At 59.4% G+C, this 16,382-nt stretch carries 16 protein-coding genes; 13 read left to right on the top strand and 3 right to left on the bottom strand.

Annotation, left to right across the window (positions count from 1 at the left end):
* Positions 1-65: 65 nt before the first annotated feature.
* The 3 genes from Q0D41_RS02690 to recO all read left to right on the top strand — a co-directional run bounded on the left by Q0D41_RS02690 (position 66) and on the right by recO (position 3,474).
* On the top strand, positions 66-590 hold the full coding sequence (locus Q0D41_RS02690) for a zinc ribbon domain-containing protein (protein WP_294374858.1): 525 nt from the start codon (positions 66-68) through the stop codon (positions 588-590).
* Between the two features lie 222 nt (positions 591-812).
* Positions 813-2,573 carry a threonine--tRNA ligase gene (thrS, locus tag Q0D41_RS02685; protein WP_294374855.1) on the top strand — a complete coding sequence of 587 codons (1,761 nt, stop codon included), beginning with the start codon at positions 813-815 and terminating at the stop codon, positions 2,571-2,573.
* A gap of 130 nt (positions 2,574-2,703) precedes the next feature.
* Positions 2,704-3,474 (top strand): DNA repair protein RecO, encoded by a 771-nt coding sequence (recO, locus tag Q0D41_RS02680; protein ID WP_294374850.1) that lies wholly within the window; start codon positions 2,704-2,706, stop codon positions 3,472-3,474.
* 177 nt (positions 3,475-3,651) lie between these two features.
* Here recO and Q0D41_RS02675 read toward each other — a convergent pair whose 3' ends face one another.
* On the bottom strand, positions 3,652-5,556 hold the full coding sequence (locus tag Q0D41_RS02675; protein WP_294374848.1) for an FAD-dependent oxidoreductase: 1,905 nt from the start codon (positions 5,554-5,556) through the stop codon (positions 3,652-3,654).
* Between the two features lie 271 nt (positions 5,557-5,827).
* Between Q0D41_RS02675 and Q0D41_RS02670 the strand changes: the two genes are divergently transcribed.
* Positions 5,828-7,663 carry a helix-turn-helix transcriptional regulator gene (locus Q0D41_RS02670; RefSeq protein ID WP_294374845.1) on the top strand — a complete coding sequence of 612 codons (1,836 nt, stop codon included), beginning with the start codon at positions 5,828-5,830 and terminating at the stop codon, positions 7,661-7,663.
* A 24-nt stretch (positions 7,664-7,687) separates the two neighbouring features.
* Here Q0D41_RS02670 and Q0D41_RS02665 read toward each other — a convergent pair whose 3' ends face one another.
* Entirely contained in the window at positions 7,688-7,870 is a 183-nt protein-coding gene (locus tag Q0D41_RS02665; RefSeq protein WP_294374842.1) for a hypothetical protein, read from the bottom strand.
* Between the two features lie 138 nt (positions 7,871-8,008).
* On the opposite strand from Q0D41_RS02665, the gene Q0D41_RS02660 reads away from it, so the two are divergent.
* The gene (locus Q0D41_RS02660; RefSeq protein WP_294374840.1) at positions 8,009-8,608 is read left to right on the top strand and encodes an L-threonylcarbamoyladenylate synthase; all 600 of its coding nucleotides are present in this window, start codon (positions 8,009-8,011) and stop codon (positions 8,606-8,608) included.
* Positions 8,609-8,816: 208 nt separating this feature from the next.
* On the opposite strand, the gene Q0D41_RS02655 is transcribed toward Q0D41_RS02660, so the two are convergent.
* Positions 8,817-9,245, bottom strand: coding sequence for a hypothetical protein (locus Q0D41_RS02655; protein WP_294375176.1), 429 nt, complete (start codon positions 9,243-9,245; stop codon positions 8,817-8,819).
* Between the two features lie 193 nt (positions 9,246-9,438).
* Between Q0D41_RS02655 and Q0D41_RS10035 the strand changes: the two genes are divergently transcribed.
* From Q0D41_RS10035 to Q0D41_RS02615, 8 genes are all read left to right on the top strand, one after another.
* Positions 9,439-9,804 (top strand): hypothetical protein, encoded by a 366-nt coding sequence (locus Q0D41_RS10035; protein WP_367113801.1) that lies wholly within the window; start codon positions 9,439-9,441, stop codon positions 9,802-9,804.
* Between the two features lie 284 nt (positions 9,805-10,088).
* Positions 10,089-11,069, top strand: a complete 981-nt coding sequence (locus tag Q0D41_RS02645; protein WP_294374837.1) for an alpha/beta fold hydrolase — start codon at positions 10,089-10,091, stop codon at positions 11,067-11,069.
* An 81-nt stretch (positions 11,070-11,150) separates the two neighbouring features.
* Entirely contained in the window at positions 11,151-11,405 is a 255-nt protein-coding gene (locus Q0D41_RS02640; RefSeq protein ID WP_294374835.1) for a hypothetical protein, read from the top strand.
* A 311-nt stretch (positions 11,406-11,716) separates the two neighbouring features.
* Complete coding sequence (gene glpK / locus Q0D41_RS02635; RefSeq protein ID WP_294374812.1) at positions 11,717-13,216, top strand: glycerol kinase GlpK; 1,500 nt, start codon at positions 11,717-11,719, stop codon at positions 13,214-13,216.
* 45 nt (positions 13,217-13,261) lie between these two features.
* Complete coding sequence (gene rpiB, locus Q0D41_RS02630) at positions 13,262-13,717, top strand: ribose 5-phosphate isomerase B (RefSeq protein WP_288483625.1); 456 nt, start codon at positions 13,262-13,264, stop codon at positions 13,715-13,717.
* 138 nt (positions 13,718-13,855) lie between these two features.
* The gene (glyA, locus tag Q0D41_RS02625) at positions 13,856-15,097 is read left to right on the top strand and encodes a serine hydroxymethyltransferase (RefSeq protein ID WP_288168974.1); all 1,242 of its coding nucleotides are present in this window, start codon (positions 13,856-13,858) and stop codon (positions 15,095-15,097) included.
* Positions 15,098-15,236: 139 nt separating this feature from the next.
* The gene (gene upp, locus Q0D41_RS02620) at positions 15,237-15,887 is read left to right on the top strand and encodes a uracil phosphoribosyltransferase (RefSeq protein ID WP_294374802.1); all 651 of its coding nucleotides are present in this window, start codon (positions 15,237-15,239) and stop codon (positions 15,885-15,887) included.
* A 15-nt stretch (positions 15,888-15,902) separates the two neighbouring features.
* Positions 15,903-16,364, top strand: coding sequence for a cytidine/deoxycytidylate deaminase family protein (locus Q0D41_RS02615; RefSeq protein ID WP_114615395.1), 462 nt, complete (start codon positions 15,903-15,905; stop codon positions 16,362-16,364).
* Positions 16,365-16,382 lie beyond the last annotated feature (18 nt).

Here is a 16,382-nt window from a genome sequence, read left to right as displayed (position 1 = left end):
GCGGGGCGCTTCTTTCTTTGCTACAATGCATGGCTAGTGTATTGATGTACGAAAAGGATTTCTCAATGAGCGACATTCTCTCGCAGCTTTGGACTCCTGAGCTGCAAATGGCTGTCACGGTATGCATCGTCATGCTCGTGGCCGTTTACGTGCTCTCTATTATTTGGGTTGTTCGCGATGCTTACCAGCGCGGCACGGTGTGGTACATCTGGGCCATCGTCGCGCTTATTCCCATTCTGGGCGTCATTGCGTATTGCCTGCTTCGTCCGCCGCTGCTGCAAATCGACCGCGACGAGCAAGAGCTCGAGGTCGCGCTGAAGCAGCGCCAGCTCATGCAGTATGGCGAATGCGCCAACTGCGGTTACCCGGTCGAGGCCGACTACGTGCTGTGCCCGAACTGCCACCAGCGTTTGAAGAACCAGTGCCAGAAGTGCGGTCATGCGCTCGATCCGTCGTGGACCGTTTGCCCGTACTGCGCAACGCCGCTTCCCGGCGTCGGCGCTCGTCGCAGCGGTCGAACTACCGGCGCGCCGAGGCAGGCTGTGCCCCAGGCGAATGTCGGGGCCCATGGCCAGGCACCGCGCCAGTAAGCGCCGATCTGGTTTGCAATCCTGCCTTAAGTAAAGCCGCCTGCGCGCGGCTTTTCTTGTTGTCGCGACCTTAATCGCGCAGGTGGGCGAGGCGGTTATCCCGCCGTCATGTCGCCATTCTGTATGCTGAGCGGCGCAGCTTGTTCCTGTGCGCCGTGTGCCTATAATTGGAACTCGATTTCAGTAACGTATGCGTATTCGCATTCGAGAGGAGATAGCCCTATGAAGGCCCTTTACAACGACGGTACCGTCGCCGAGCTGCCCGAGGAAGAAGTCACGCACGTCGTGCGCCATTCCGCGGCGCACATCATGGCGCAGGCCATCAAACGCCTCTATCCCGAGGCCGACTTCGCTTATGGCCCCGCGACCGACAACGGCTTCTACTACGATGTCGATCTGGGCGACAAGAAAATCAGCGAGGAAGACCTTCCCGCGATTGAAGCCGAAATGAAGAAGATCGTGAAAGAGAACCTGAAGTTCACGACGTTCGAGCTTCCGCGCGAAGAGGCTATCAAGCTCATGGAAGAGCGCAACGAGAAGTACAAGGTCGAGCACATCGGCGACTTGGCCGACGACGCTCGCATCACCTTCTACCAGCAGGGCGACTACATCGACATGTGCGTCGGCCCTCATATTTGCTATACGAAGGCCCTGAAGGCCTTCACGCTTACGGCCGTTTCGGGCGCCTATTGGAAGGGCGACAAGAACAACAAGATGCTCACCCGCATCAACGGCACCGCTTTCGCCACCAAAGAAGAGCTCGACGAGCATCTGCGCGTGCTCGAAGAGGCCAAGAAGCGCGACCACCGCAAGATCGGCCGCGAAATGGACCTCTTCATGATGCGCGACGAGGCCCCCGGCTTCCCGTTCTTTCTTCCCAACGGCATGATTCTGAAGAACACGCTCATCGACTACTGGCGCGAGATTCATCGCGAGGCCGGCTATGTCGAGATCTCCACGCCGCTCATCATGAACAAGCAGCTGTGGAAGACCTCGGGTCATTGGGACCACTACAAAGACAACATGTACTCCACCATCATCGATGAAGAAGAGTACTGCGTGAAGCCCATGAACTGCCCGGGCGGCGTGCTCGTGTATGCTTCGAAGCCGCACAGCTATCGCGACCTGCCTATTCGCGCAGGCGAGCTGGGCATTGTGCACCGCCACGAAATGCGCGGCGCGCTGCACGGCCTGTTCCGCGTTCGTTGCTTCACCCAAGACGACGCGCACCTGTTCGTGCGCCCTGACCAGCTCACCGATGAAATCATCGGCGTCGTGAACCTCATCGATTCGGTGTATCAGAAATTCGGCTTCAAATACCATGTGGAACTTTCCACCCGCCCCGACGACTCCATGGGTTCTGACGAAGATTGGGCAGCAGCAGAAGGCGGCTTGAAGGCCGCTCTCGAGAGGCTCAACATGCCTTATGAGGTCAACGAAGGCGACGGCGCCTTCTATGGCCCGAAGATCGACTTCCATCTGGAAGATTCGCTCGGTCGCACCTGGCAGTGCGGCACCGTGCAGCTCGACTTCCAGATGCCGCTCAACTTCAATCTTGAGTACACCGACCACGACGGTTCGAAGAAGCGCCCCATCATGCTGCATCGCGTGTGCTACGGCTCCATTGAGCGCTTCATTGGCATTCTCATCGAGCACTTCGCGGGCAAATTCCCCACGTGGCTCTCGCCCGTGCAGGTGAAGGTGCTGCCTGTGTCCGAGAAGTCGCGCGACTACGCTCACCAGGTTGCTTCCAAGCTTGAAGAGGCCGGCGTGCGCGTGGTTGTCGACGATCGCGACGAGAAGATCGGCTACAAGATCCGCGAGGCCCGCGGTGTCGACCGCGTTCCTTACATGCTCATTTTGGGCGAGAAGGAAGCCGAGGAGGGCAACATTTCCGTACGCGACCGCTCGAACGAGACCGTGCAGAAGTCCATCGAGGAATTCGTCGCCGAGATTTCGAAGGAAATCGCCGATCGCGCGTAGGTTCGAGTTCTGCGATGTTTTCGCGCCGCGGCGCCCGGAATATGGGGCTGACGTTCGCGTGAAGCTGCGCTGATATACAATGAAAGCCGTCTTTTGAAGGCGGCTTTTTTGTTTGGAAGGGGAGTGGGCCATGCCGGCAGATACGTATTCGCTTCAGGCGTTGGTGCTGCGCAAAACGAAACTCGGTGAAACCGATTTGATCGTCACCCTTCTGGCTCAAGACGGCCGTCAGGTTCGCGCGGTCGCGAAAGGCGCGCGCAAGCCGAACTCATCGTTTGCCTCGCGTCTCGAGATTTTTTCGGAAGTCGACTTGCTGCTCGTATGCGGCAAAAGCCTCGATATCGTGAAAGAGGCCAAGCTGCTCAACGCTCATATTGGCGTGCGGGAAGACATGGAGCATGCGGCCGCCGCTGCCCCTATCGTCGATTTGCTCACGCGGCTGACGCAGCCCGAATTGGAATCGCCCCGCCTATATGACCTAAGCACGTCTGCACTCGAGCATGCGGAATCGACCGATGCGACAGGCGCGCTCGCGGTGTGCGCGGCATTCATGCTGAAGGCGTTTGCGTTTTCGGGCTTTCGTCCGAGTCTGAATCGGTGTGTGATGTGTGGGCGTCCGCTCGCGAGAGACGATTCTCGCGTGCAGGTTGCATTTTCGCCCGCGGAAGGCGGCGCCGTGTGCCGTGATTGCCTCATGTTTTCCGATACCGTGCAAGTGGGAAGCGACGTGCTTTCGTGGGCCCACTGGCTCATGATGTCGACGTTTGACGACATTGCGCAACGTGAGGTGCCGCGCCATATTTCCTTCGAGATTCTCCATTTGTGCCAGGCGTGGGTGCGCGAGCATGTCGGCAGCAAGCTGAAGAGCCTGGAATTCCTTTTCACCTGCGGTTTGTTTTAAGGGACGCTTCCCATGTGCGTCCCCGAATCCCGTTGAAACCTGCTAGGTGCTACGAGCATTTAACAGGTTGCTGGCAGCTCGTTGCCAGCAAAAAAGCCGACCCAAGATGGGTCGGCTTTTTGGGTTTGGGAAGCAATCGAGGGGCTTCCCAAGGAATGGAGGGGCTGAAAGAGAGAGTTAGGCGATTTCCGAAGCCACGGTCTCGGCCATGATGTAGCCATAGTTCATGGCCGCATCGAAGCCCATGCCGTACTGCTTGCCGTCCTTCTCCTCGACGGAGCCGCACACGTCGCCTGCGGCATAGAGGCCCGCGATGGTGCTGCCGTCGTCGGTAAGAACATGCGCGGAGGTGTCGATGGCCAAGCCGCCCGTGGTGAGGTAGAACGTGGGCTCAATTCCGCAGACCCACACGCCGTCATGCGTGTCGATGTAGGGGAGCTTCTTGCGCTTGAACTCGTCTTCCTCGCCTGCGAGAGCATGGGCGTTATGGGTGTCGAGGGTCTGCTGCAGGTTGGACAGGCCCAAAGCCTCGGCGGCTTCCTCGACGGACGCATAGTGAACCATATCGCCGCGCTCGAAGACAGCCTTGTAGGTGTCGAACGCATAGGTGAGGTTGTTCATGGTAGTGACGGCGCCCGACTCGTCGGTGATCCAGAAGAACTTGCCGCCGTTGGCGTCGTCGCACAGGGCGCGGCCAATGACGTAGTGGTTCGCGCTCATCACGTTGCCGAACTGGTCGCCCGACGCGTTCACCATGATGCCCGGCGTGGTCTGATACATGAAGGCGATCTCCATGCGGCTGCCGGCTTGTGCAGTCGTAGACATGTAAGCGCCAAGCTCGCGGCCCATGCACTCGATGCCTGCGCCGACCTTCTGGCCGAGCACAATGCCGTCGCCCGTGGAAGCGGGGCAGCAGTTGAACGAACGACCCTTGTACTGCGGGTAGTATTCGTCGACCATTTCCTGGTTGGCGCCGAAGCCGCCCGATGCCAGAAGCACGGCCTTGGCGGTGGCGGTGTAGACTTCGCCACCCTTGCCCTCGGCGACAAGGCCCGTAGCGCGGCCGTCGGTCATGGTGATGTCGGTCACCTTCGCGCCATAGATAATGGTTCCGCCCAAGGCCCCAATGCGGTCGACGAGGTACTGCATCGCGTAGCCGCAGCCGCCCTCATAGCAACCGGGAGCCAGGTACGGGGTCACGCCATAGGCCTTGTTCACGCCCATGCTGTAGAAGCCGACGCCAATTTCGTGCAGCCAGTCGACCAAGGCGGGCGAGGTGGTGTACAGAGCGTCGTCATAAGGCATGGCGCCGTCGAAGCGGTCGTTTTCGGGAATAACGAGGCCCTTGAGCACGCCGAGCATGGCGTCCTTGTCGAAGAACGGGCTGGAGTCGAAGCGGCCGAGCGAGTAGTTCTTCTGCAGCTGGCTGCCGGCGCAGGCGAGGCCGGAATACGTCATGGACATAGAGCCGCCGGGGATGTCCTGCTTCTCGAAAAGGGTGACTTTGAAGCCTTTCTCGAGCAAGCGGGTCGCGGCGGTGAGGCCTGCGGTGCCTGCGCCCATAATCACGACGTCGGTGTCGATGGTCTGGTCTTCCCCCTTTTCGGGAGCCTGAGCGCCCTTCTGGAACTGCGAGACATCGGCGCCGGAATTGGAGATGGCCTCGATGGCGGCGTTCTTGATAGCGGTGCACGTCGTGGTTGCGCCAGAAATGGCATCAACGTCGAGGTTCTGGGTCTCGACGACCTTGGCAGGCCACATCTCGGTCGCAAGGCTGCCAACGCCAACGGTCTCGTCGTGGGTAAGCACGCGCAGGTTCGCGATGGCGCCGCCCGCCATGGTGGCTTCGACGTAGATGTAGTTCTCGTGGCCCATGGCCTTGGCGGTGAACTTGCCGTCGGTCGCTTCTTTCAGCGCGGTGGGCGTGGTTTCTGCCGGCGTCTTCGGCGCTTCGGCCTTGCCGCCCTTCGCCTCGGTGCCCTCTTTTGCCGCGGGCGAGCAGCCCAGTCCAATTGCGCCCATCGCGGAAATGCCCGCAAGAGCGCCGGTGCCCTTCAAGAAATTACGGCGTGAAAGTTCCATTATGAAACCCCTCCTTGTTGTTGACGGCCAATGCATGCCGTTGCCGCGTTTTGGCGTTTTCGGCATTCGCATTGTGCAAAGCCTCCCATGCTTTGCCTGCCTCGTATGGGTCCAAACCTACTCTCGCTGCCTGGCGAAGTCCTCACCGACTATCGGTGATATTTATAAAAAGCCTGATAAATAGGTCATTGAAAAAACAATGTTCGTAACGATGTTCGGAAGACCCCTGTGAGAGACGCTACAATAGGCATGTTCCATATGGGGAGGGATTATGGAAGAGCAACGAAAAAAGGAAGCGGCTGCGACCATTGTGGGCTTCGGCTTGGCAAAGGCGGCCACTTCGTTGGGATACTTGTCGGCCATGGGGTCGGTGGGGCAGAGTGTGGGCTTTGTCACCGAGCTCTGGTTCATGTTCGCGAGCGAGGCGGCTTCGATCATCGTCGCTTCGCTCGTCATCGCACTTGCGTGTCGCGGCGCGGTGAAGCCGGGTTCGTTTGCGATGTGGCCGGGCGTTGCCGCGCTTGTGGTGGGCTTCGCCGCTTCGGCGGTTTTCGCGCAAGCCGGCGTTGCGCTTGAGATGGCGCCGCTTCTGGGCGTTCTTTACGGCATTGGGCAAACGGTGGTTTCGATTGCCTGGCTCGATATTTTTTCCATGCAAGAGAGCGAACGTTCTCATATATGCATGGTGTGCGGCTTGGTTCTGCAAGCTTTCATTGTCGCTGGTTCTTTCTGCTTCGGATACGGCCTCGCGTTCGATTTGGTCGTGTGCGCCATGGCGGCGTGCTCGCTTGCGTGCTATCGCGTGTCGGTCGCATTGGCGCACAGGCCCGCTCCCGCGTCAGCATTAAAGGGCCGCGACGCAGGAAATGCTGCGCGATCTTTTGGGGAAGCTGCTGGCGGCGCGTGTGCGGTTGCGCGATCCGCGGGCAAGACGATGCCTGTCCGACGCATTCTGCTCACATTCGGTCCTGATTATTGGTGCCTCTTCGCGCTCGTTGGCGTGGTCGGCATTTTGCATACGTCGGTTTTGGGGTCGTCTTCCGAGCATATCGTCGGCGACGTTTCCATGGCGGCGCCTCTGTTCGCATCGACCGCGGTAGCTTCTGCCATTGCGCTTGTCGCATCGCGACGCGGCAATCCCACGGCGGCATACAAGGCATGCTTGCCGGTAATGCTCGTAGTGCTCTCGCTCATGCCTTTCATCGGCGATGCCTTAGGCCCTCTTTCGGGCACCATCATGATTATGTGCTACGACGTGTGCGGCATGCTGTTCCTGTTCTATATCGCGAACGCCTCACGTGAAACGGGCGTGAGCAGCTTCGTGCTTTCGGGCATTTACCTCATAGGGTCGAATGCGTTTCTCGCGCTCGGGTTGGCGGCCGGCTTGGTTGTGGGAGCGTTTTCCGCAAGCAGGGGCGTTTCGCTGCTGACACTGCTCGCGTTCGTCGCCCTGTATCCGCTCGGCATCGCGTTCGTGTTCGCCATGCGCCATTCGGAGCGTGAAATCGACGGCAGGGGAGCGGCGGTGGCTCATGCTGGGTTTTCCGAAGGCGATCGTGTGTTTGGCGGCGCTTCGGAAGGGGATGCGGCAGCGGGCGCCGTGGTGTCGGGCGATGCTGGAGTGAATGCGCGCCTCGTGGGCAACGCGGCGATTGGCAATACGACGGCGGAGGTTCCGCGGGAAAGCGCCATTTCGGAGAGCGTAGCTGTGCCGCTTAATCCATCGTCGAGCGATGCGACGGTCCATGGGCGCCAGGCTGACAATGCGCTCGTGTCCGATGGCCAATCGAACGTGGATCAATTGAGTTCCGCCGAGGGGCATGCCGCTCAAAAGGAAGCGGGCATTGGCGCTTCTGTCGAAACCGTCGCGGAGCCCGATTGGCGCAGCGAGCTTGCATCGTTTGCCCAGACCTATGGTCTTACGCCGCGCGAAACAGAAATATGTTCGTATCTTGTGCGCGGTCGTTCGGCAAAGCATATCGCCGAAGAGCTCGTGATTTCGGAAAATACGGTATGGAGCCACGTGAAGAACGTGTATGCGAAAACGGGCGCGGCCGGCAAGAATGCGCTCATTGAACTGTTCGAAAAAAGTGCGCTGGGTGAGTAACTGCTCCGTGCGTGTTGAGGGGGCCTATTGCGCGAGCACGACCCCTTGGTCAATCATGTCGACTACTTTGTACGCGTTGGGAATCCGTTTTCGCACGAACAGCGCCACGGGCGAACGCCGCAACCGTTCCATGCTTGATGAGAATTCGTGCGTGAAGGGAATCCGCGCGCGATGCCCCATCGATTCCTGTGCCCGGTTCGGCTCCATGGGGATTCGGGTTCCTTTCGCCCGCGTGGCGTCACGGTGTCTTTTACGCATGCGTTCCCATTTGAGGGCGCGTGGTTGGTACAATCCGGCTAAAAGAAAATGCCGCCGGTGCAGGCGGCGCGTTTGGAAGAGGCAACTATGGTCGATGACGCCCAACTGAGCAAGGCTGTCGCGGCGCTTACCGCGGGCAAGCCCGTCGTTTTCCCGACCGATACGGTATACGGCATCGGCGTTGCCGTCGGTCTCGCGTGTTCCCCCGAGGCTATTTTCGCCGATAAACGTCGCGACCCCGACAAAGCTATTCCGTGGCTTGTTGGCTCTCCTGCGGCGCTTACTCGCTATGGCCGTGACGTGTCGCAGCTCGCGCACAATATGGTTTCGCAGTTTTGGCCTGGGCCGCTCACGCTCGTGGTGAAAGCGGGCGACAATGTGCCCGAAGCTTTCCGCGGCGCGAACGACACCATTGCGCTGCGCATGCCGAACGACCCTGTTGCCCTGGAGCTTATCGATCGAGTCGGGTTCCCCTTGGCAACCTCGAGCGCGAATTTCCAAGGAAAGAAACCACCCCAAACACTGGCTGACGTCGATTCTGAATTCGCGGCGCAGGTACCCGTTGTGCTTGGCGACGACGTTCCTCGTTCGGGCGTCTCGTCGACCATCGTCGACTGCACGCATGAGCATCCTCATATTTTGCGAGTCGGGGCCCTTACCGCTGATGATTTCAAGGAGCTGTTATAGCAGCATACGCGATGCTGTTGCGGCGACGTGCGCGATGCCCTCGTAACGCCATGTGCGATTCCGTCGTGAATACGCGAGCGATGCTGCTGTGCCGGCACGCGCGGCGCTTTGGTGACTGCGTGTGTGATGCCGTTGTGGCGGCATGCGCGATGCCTTTGATGATTGGTCCCGGCTCCTTGAACTGGGATACGCGACAATCCGGAGTTTCCTAGATGGAAAACGCGAGCGATTGCGAAGGAAAATAATCGTTGTTTCGAGGGAAAACGGAAGTAATAATCGCGGGAAAAAAGAGGGAATAGGCGAGATTTTTGAGCCGAAGCGCGAGCATGCGGGCAAGGTTTCGGCAAGGTTGGCGCGCTAGAGTTGTCGCATGGGGCGTGGATGCGCTTGTAAGCGGAATGGCGCGCTCGACTTCATGAATACGTTGCGCTGCATATTTCCGCTCGCGCCGGCTTTGTTCCGGTGCTTGTGGCGGCTGCTCCATTCCGTCAGAGCGCCAATAAGCATGCGAAGGGGGTATGGTGGCTGCTCTTAAGGGCGTCTCGGTTACGACCTGCGGCCTTTTCTTTGCGATGGCTTCCAATTTCTTCTCTGCGGCGTTTCTCGTCGTTCTGCTTTGCGCGAGCTTCATTGACATTCGGGAGCGAATCATTCCCAATCGCGTTGTGGTTGTTGGAATCGCGTTATGGTGCGTTTCGCTTCTTGTTCAGGTCGTAGGTGTTATTCAAGGGCCGTTCTTTGTCCAAGAACCCTCATGTGCAGTCGATCTCGTTTTCAACGGGGTGACTTCCTCGTTCGCGACGAATGCCTCACCGGGAAGCCCTTCTGAATTGGCGGGCGCGTCTTCATCGAACCTCGTAGAGTCGATATTGTCCACGGCGGCATCGAACGTCATGGGGGCTTTCGGGGTGTCGCTCTTCGCGCTTGCGTGTTCGCTTGCAATCTCGTTCTTCCGTGGTGGCGAATCGCTTGGCGCAGGTGACGTGAAACTGCTGTTCCCCATAGGGCTCTTCGCTGGTTTCGAAGGGGGCATCGTGGCGCTTGGCGTCGCGTGCGTTGCATCGCTTCTGTATTGTCTGGCTCGATTCGCGGCCGGCCGACCAGCGCGCGACTTTCCCTTTGCCCCGTTTCTCGCAATCGGCTTTCTTGCCGTAAGTGGCATCGTGCCGCTCTTCTTGGGAGGGGCGCCGCTGTGATTTCGAAAAGGTGTAGGCACGGCGACCGGCCCCGCATGATTCGTTCGAGCGATTGTCCCGTGCCCATGGCCGACATTGCCGCGGAATCGTCAGCCATTATGATTGCCCATGCCCATGCCCATGCCCATGCCGGTGCCCCGTGCTCCATGGACGGCATTTTTATCAATTGGGCAAACGAGCAGCATGACGGGCGGCCGCGGCATTCGCCATTGTAAAATGAGCGCAGAGTGAATGGGCAAGGGGCGCATGGGTGGCGCGCCAGCTCCGTTGAAAGAGGTGCGCATATGATAACTGCCACGTTGAAGTATCCGAGCGCCGATGGAAAAACGGCGATTCGCGCGCTCGTATGGGAGCCCGATGCCGCCGAGCGGCCGGAAGGTTCGGAAAGCTCGGAAGGACTGCGGTATTCAGACGTTCGGGGCATTGTCCAAATCGTGCATGGAATGTCGGAGCATGTCGCGCGCTACGCTCATTTCGCCAAATTCCTTGTGGAAAGCGGTTTCGTGGTGTGCGCGAACGACCACGTGGGGCATGGAAAAAGCATTTCCGATGCGCAAGACTTGGGCCATATGCCCGCTCGCGATGGCGCCGAGGTTCTCGTTCAAGATGTGCACGCCTTGCGGGGCATTATGCAGGCGCGATTCGGCAGCGAGGTGCCCTATGTGATATTCGGCCATTCTATGGGTAGTTTCATTACGCGCAAATACATTTCCGAGCACGGAGAGGGCCTTGCGGCAGCGGTGCTGTGCGGCACGGGCCAGCAGGCGGCAGCGCTCTCGATGGCGGGCAATGCTTTGGCGCATGCGCTTGCACGTCTGCGCGGAGAGCGCCACAAAAGCGAGCTCTTGCATTCCATGGCCGACGGCGCCTATTCGAAGGCCGTCAAAAACCCGCGTACCGATTTTGATTGGCTTTCAACCGACCCTGCGCAAGTCGACGCCTACATCAACGACTCGGAATGCGGCCAGATGTTCACCGTGGGTGGGTACGCCACGCTCACCGCGCTTACGGGCGAAGTGGTTCGTGCGGAAAGCGCGTCCAAAGTTCCTAAAGCCTTGCCGCTGTTCTTTATCGCGGGTGGGGAAGACCCTGTGGGCGATTGCGGGCGCGGCGTACGGAAGGCTGCCGAAGAGTACCGGGATGCCGGCGTGCAATCGGTTGAGATGAAAATCTATCCCGGCATGCGCCACGAGATTCTCAATGAACCCGGTCGCGCACGCGTTATGGCCGATGTGGAAGCCTGGCTTGCAAAGCAAGGAATCTAACGTTCGCGTTACAATTGCACCGTTTGCAAAGGTTGTATTGCGCCGCCTGTTATTTGGCGGCTTTAACGATTGGAGAGTTCTATGCATCGTTTGACTGAAATCGCTGCGAACGGCGATGTGGAAGTTCAGCCTCGCTACCAAGCAGCGGCGCTTCGTCGCCTGGCCGCTTATGAAGACATGCACCAAGATTTGGAAGACCAGTTGGAAAACGTGAACGAAAAGCTCGCCGATATCGAGGAGACCGGCTCGGCCGACCCTCAAGCGCAGCAGCTGTTCGCCCAGCAAATTGCCATCAAGGCAACGCTCGCGATGTACGAGGCCTACGGAATTTCGTAACCCGTCCGTCGTCTTCTTCATCCGAAGAAAGCCCTGAGGCCACAGCGGGCTACCGCTCACTTCGTTCGCTATGCGCCCGCTTCGCGGTGTTTCGTATTGGAATAAAGAATATTTGAACACCGAGGGCCTCGAAGCTTCCTTCGAATGAAGAAGACGACTTCGTTTATGCTGGTGAGCGCGTTTGCTCGTCGCCTGAGGTGCGGTTTCGGTAGATTCCGCACGAGCCGAAAGCCACTTAATGTGGCTTTCGCGCGAGTCAGGACCTGACCGAGCCGAAACCGCATTCCAGGCGACGAGCAAAGAGAGGATCCATGTCGAAAAAATACGTTCTTGCGCTCGACCAGGGGACTACGTCATCGCGCGCTATCTTGTTCGACCATGCAGGCCAGCCGGTCGGCATCGCACAGCATCCCTTTCGCCAGATTTACCCTAAGCCCGGCTGGGTTGAGCACGATCCGCGCGAAATCGCCTCATCGCAGCTCGGTGTAATAACCGAGGTGCTCGTGTCTTCGGGCGTATCTCCTGAAGAAATCGACTCGATTGGCATTACGAATCAGCGCGAAACCACGGTGGTTTGGAATCGCGAGACGGGTGCTCCCATTGCGAACGCCATCGTGTGGCAATGCCGCCGTACGACCGACATCGTCGAGGAAGTGTGCGCGCGGCCAGGCGTTCGCGAGCTCATTCAAACAAAAACGGGCCTTATTCCCGATGCGTATTTCTCGGCGAGCAAAATCAAGTGGTTGCTCGACCATGTTCCCGGGGCTCGCGAGGCGGCAAAGGCCGGCAAGCTTGCGTTCGGCACGGTTGATACGTGGCTCATTTGGCAGCTCACGGGCGGGGCAGTGCATGCGACCGACGTGACCAATGCGAGCCGCACGATGCTTTTCAACATCCATACGGGCGAGTGGGACGAAGAATTGCTCGAGTTGTTCGACGTGCCTGTATCGCTTCTTCCCGAAGTGCGTCCCTCGTCGGGCGACTTTGGAATAACGGCCTGCGCCGCCGTGCCTGCCGGCATTCCGATTCGCGGCGTTGCGGGCGATCAGCAGGCGGCCTTGTTCGGCCAGTGCTGCTTCGACCCCGGCCGCGCGAAGAACACGTACGGCACGGGTTGCTTTATGTTGCTCCATACGGGCCATACCGCCGTCGAATCGCAAAACGGCCTGGTAACCACGGTTGCCGCGAGCGCTCCTGGCACCGATGGGCTCGAATACGCCCTTGAAGGCAGCGTGTTCGTGGCGGGCGCTGTGGTGCAGTGGCTTCGAGATGAGCTCGGCATTATCCAAAACGCCGCCGAAAGCGAAGACCTTGCGAACAGCGTCCCCGATTCTGCGGGCGTCGTGGTGGTTCCGGCGTTCACGGGCCTCGGCGCGCCGTACTGGGACTCCGAAGCGCGCGGCGCGATTTTCGGCCTTACGCGCGGCGCGAATAGAGCGCATATCGCCCGGGCGGCCCTCGAATCCATGGCGTACCAGGTTGCCGATGTCGCCGCGACCATGGAGCGCGAATCGGGACATGCGATTGACCAGCTCAACGTCGACGGCGGCGCATCGGCGAACGGCTTTTTGATGCAATTTCAGGCCGACATCCTCAATGCCCAGCTCAATCGCCCCAAAGTGCTTGAGAGCACTGGCTTGGGCGCCGCGTTTTTGGCGGGGCTTTCCACGGGATTCTGGGAAAGCACGGCTGAATTGCGCGCCATGCGTGAGCGCGATGACCACTTCCGCCCCGCAATGATCGAGGCAGAGCGTGAAGAAAAGCTTGCCGACTGGCACGCGGCAGTTTCTCGGGTTATGATTCACGAGTAACGAATATCGGCGGCATGGCCGCGCGAAGAAAGGATTGTCATGGCAATGAAAATCTCCATTGGCAGCGACCACGCTGGTTTCGAGCAGAAGCAAGAACTCGCGGCGTATCTGAAAGAGCAGGGCTTTGAGGTTATCGACCGCGGCCCCGACAGCGACGATCGCGTCGACTATCCCGATTATGCGGCCGCCGTTGCTCATGACGTGTCCAACGGCGTGGCCGATCGCGGCGTGCTCGTATGCGGCACGGGCATCGGCATGGCGCTCGCGGCCGACAAAATCGTTGGCTGCCGCGCTGCGAACATCATCAACGTGCAGTTCGCCGAGCTGTGCCGCCAGCATAACGACGCGAACATCATCACGCTTTCCGGCCGTTTCGTTGAGCTCGACGTGAACAAGCAGATCGTCGATACCTTCCTTACGACCAAGTTCGAGGGCGGCCGCCACGCTATGCGCGTGAAGAAGATCATGGACCTTGACGCCGACGTGAATACGTATCGCTAGGCGCCAGCCACCATCGTTTTCGAACGATTGCGTTAAATACCGAAGAGAAGGGAGCCCCCGCGGCTCCCTTCGGCTATATTGGAGCGGTTCCGAAACTCGCGCATGATGCGCGATGCCGTATCAAACGAAGGAGACAGCATGTCTTTGCTCGCCGAACAAGACCCTCAGGTGGCCGAGGCAATTTCCGAAGAGCTCGATCGCCAGCGCAATTCCATTGAGCTTATCGCATCTGAGAATTTCACCAGTCCTGCCGTCATGCAGGCTATGGGCAGCGTGCTCACCAATAAATATGCGGAAGGCTATCCGGGCAAGCGTTATTACGGCGGCTGCGAGAAGGTCGATATCGTCGAAGACCTCGCACGCGATCGCGCGAAGGAATTGTTCGGCGCCAAGTTCGCCAATGTGCAGCCCCACTCGGGCGCCAATGCTAATTTGGCGGCATATTTCGCAACTATCAAGCCGGGCGATGTCGTGCTTGGCATGAGTCTCGACAATGGCGGCCACCTTACGCATGGTTCGCCGGCGAACTTCTCGGGCAAGCTGTACGACTTCCATGCGTATGGCCTGGGCGAGGATGAGCGCATCGACTACGACGCCATCGAGCGCATGGCGAAGGAGCTCCATCCCAAGCTTATCGTGGGCGGCGCGAGCGCCTATCCGCGCGTGATCGACTTTGAGCGCATGGCGCGCATCGCGCACGACAACGGCGCGCTTTTCATGGTCGATATGGCCCACATCGCCGGCCTCGTGGCTACGGGCGCGCATCCGTCGCCCGTGCCGTATGCCGACATCGTGACCACCACCACGCATAAAACCCTGCGCGGCCCGCGCGGCGGCCTCATTCTTACCAACGACGAGGCCCTCGCGAAGAAAATCAACTCCGCGGTGTTCCCGGGCAGCCAGGGCGGTCCGCTCATGCACGTGATTGCAGGCAAGGCCGTTGCGCTGGGCGAGGCTCTCAAGCCCGAATTCAAGACGTATATCGACAACGTGGTGAAGAACTGCGCAGCGATGGCCGACGGCCTTATCGATGGCGGCCTGCGTCTGGTGACGGGCGGCACCGACAACCACCTGTGCTTGGTCGATCTCACGCCTGCCGATGTGACTGGCAAAGACGCCGAAAAGCTGCTCGAAAGCGTCGGCCTTACCGTGAACAAGAACACTATCCCCAACGAGCCCCGCAGCCCGTTTGTGGCGAGCGGCATTCGCGTGGGCACGGCGGCGGCCACCACGCGCGGCCTCGATGCCGAAGACTTCAACATGGTGGGCAAGCTCATTGCCGCGACCGTGTTCGCGAATGGCGATGAAGCGAAGCTCGCTGAAATCAAAGAGGGCGTGAAGGCCATTATCGCCAAGCATCCCCTGTATCCCGAACTGTAACCACGTGCGCGCGCTGCTCGCATGAAAAGCAGCGAAGAGAGGCTCGTCGGCTTAGCATTCCGCTTGGCCGGCGAGTTTTTTGTGTGCCGCGTGGCATTGCAGTATCATGAATTCGTTTCTATTCAGAGAGGATGAGCCCATGGCCAACGTTACGTACGACGAGAATTGCCTTACCGTGCTCGACCATCCGCTGGTCGGCCATAAGATGACGATTTTGCGCGACGAAAGCACCGCCCCCGCGCACTTCCGCAAGCTTGTCCACGAGCTCGCGGCGCTTGAGGCCTATGAGGCGACGCGCGATTTGCCCACGACGCAGGTGCAGGTGAAAACCCCCATTTGCGAAACCGAGGGCGTGCGACTCAAAGACGACGCCTTGGCCGTGGTTCCCATTCTTCGTGCCGGCATGGGCATGCTCGAGGGCGTGCTTTCGGTTGTTCCGTCGGCCGCTGTGGGCGTGCTCGGCATGGAGCGAGACGAAGAGACCCACGAGCCCCATTCCTATTACGCGAAAATGCCTCAGGGCATCGAGAACCGCATGGCGCTCGTGATCGATCCCATGTTGGCTACGGGCGGAAGTGCTCTGGCCGCGATCAAATACCTTCGAGAGGCGGGCGTGAAAGACATTCGCCTGCTCGTGATGGTCGCCGCCCCTGAAGGCGTGGCTGCCGTGAACGCCGCCGAGCCCGACGTGCATATTTGGGCCTGCGCGCTCGATGAAGGCCTCAACGATGACGCATATATCGTTCCCGGCCTTGGCGATGCCGGCGATCGCATCTTCGGCACGGTCTAGGTAAGGAAATTCTTCATGCGCGATACGCAACGACCCAGCTGGGACGAATATTTCTTGAAGCTCGCCTTCGAGGTTTCGAAGCGTTCGACGTGCCTGCGTCGTGCGGTAGGGGCCATTATCGTGAAGGACCGTCGCATTCTGGCCACGGGCTACAATGGCGTGCCTTCGGGTTTGCGGCATTGCGAAGAAACAGGATGCTTGCGTGAACAGCTCGGCGTGCCCAGCGGCCAGCGCCACGAGATTTGCCGAGGCCTGCATGCCGAGCAGAACGCGATCATCCAAGCCGCGCGCTACGGCATCGACATTGAGGGCTCGTCGATCTACATCACCACCGAGCCGTGTTCGGTGTGCGCGAAGATGCTCATCAATGCCGGCATTAAGGAGATTGTGTTCGCCACCGCGTATCCCGACAAGCTCTCCGAAGAGCTGCTCGGCGAAACTGATATCCTCATTCGCTGCGTTGAATACTCCGAATAACGCACATTATTCACCGGC

Origin of the sequence: uncultured Slackia sp. (assembly GCF_934630525.1) — a bacterium.
Taxonomy (GTDB): domain Bacteria; phylum Actinomycetota; class Coriobacteriia; order Coriobacteriales; family Eggerthellaceae; genus Slackia.
This window is presented reverse-complemented; position numbering and strand designations above follow the sequence as displayed.

Bases quoted from the DNA above. Each gene is read 5' to 3' on its own strand.
- Q0D41_RS02690 (WP_294374858.1), top strand. From the start codon at position 66: ATGAGCGACATTCTCTCGCAGCTTTGGACTCCTGAGCTGCAAATGGCT.
- thrS (WP_294374855.1), top strand. From the start codon at position 813: ATGAAGGCCCTTTACAACGACGGTACCGTCGCCGAGCTGCCCGAGGAA.
- recO (WP_294374850.1), top strand. From the start codon at position 2,704: ATGCCGGCAGATACGTATTCGCTTCAGGCGTTGGTGCTGCGCAAAACG.
- Q0D41_RS02675 (WP_294374848.1), bottom strand. From the start codon at position 5,556: ATGGAACTTTCACGCCGTAATTTCTTGAAGGGCACCGGCGCTCTTGCG.
- Q0D41_RS02670 (WP_294374845.1), top strand. From the start codon at position 5,828: ATGGAAGAGCAACGAAAAAAGGAAGCGGCTGCGACCATTGTGGGCTTC.
- Q0D41_RS02665 (WP_294374842.1), bottom strand. From the start codon at position 7,870: ATGGAGCCGAACCGGGCACAGGAATCGATGGGGCATCGCGCGCGGATT.
- Q0D41_RS02660 (WP_294374840.1), top strand. From the start codon at position 8,009: ATGGTCGATGACGCCCAACTGAGCAAGGCTGTCGCGGCGCTTACCGCG.
- Q0D41_RS02655 (WP_294375176.1), bottom strand. From the start codon at position 9,245: ATGTCAATGAAGCTCGCGCAAAGCAGAACGACGAGAAACGCCGCAGAG.
- Q0D41_RS02645 (WP_294374837.1), top strand. From the start codon at position 10,089: ATGATAACTGCCACGTTGAAGTATCCGAGCGCCGATGGAAAAACGGCG.
- Q0D41_RS02640 (WP_294374835.1), top strand. From the start codon at position 11,151: ATGCATCGTTTGACTGAAATCGCTGCGAACGGCGATGTGGAAGTTCAG.
- glpK (WP_294374812.1), top strand. From the start codon at position 11,717: ATGTCGAAAAAATACGTTCTTGCGCTCGACCAGGGGACTACGTCATCG.
- rpiB (WP_288483625.1), top strand. From the start codon at position 13,262: ATGAAAATCTCCATTGGCAGCGACCACGCTGGTTTCGAGCAGAAGCAA.
- glyA (WP_288168974.1), top strand. From the start codon at position 13,856: ATGTCTTTGCTCGCCGAACAAGACCCTCAGGTGGCCGAGGCAATTTCC.
- upp (WP_294374802.1), top strand. From the start codon at position 15,237: ATGGCCAACGTTACGTACGACGAGAATTGCCTTACCGTGCTCGACCAT.
- Q0D41_RS02615 (WP_114615395.1), top strand. From the start codon at position 15,903: ATGCGCGATACGCAACGACCCAGCTGGGACGAATATTTCTTGAAGCTC.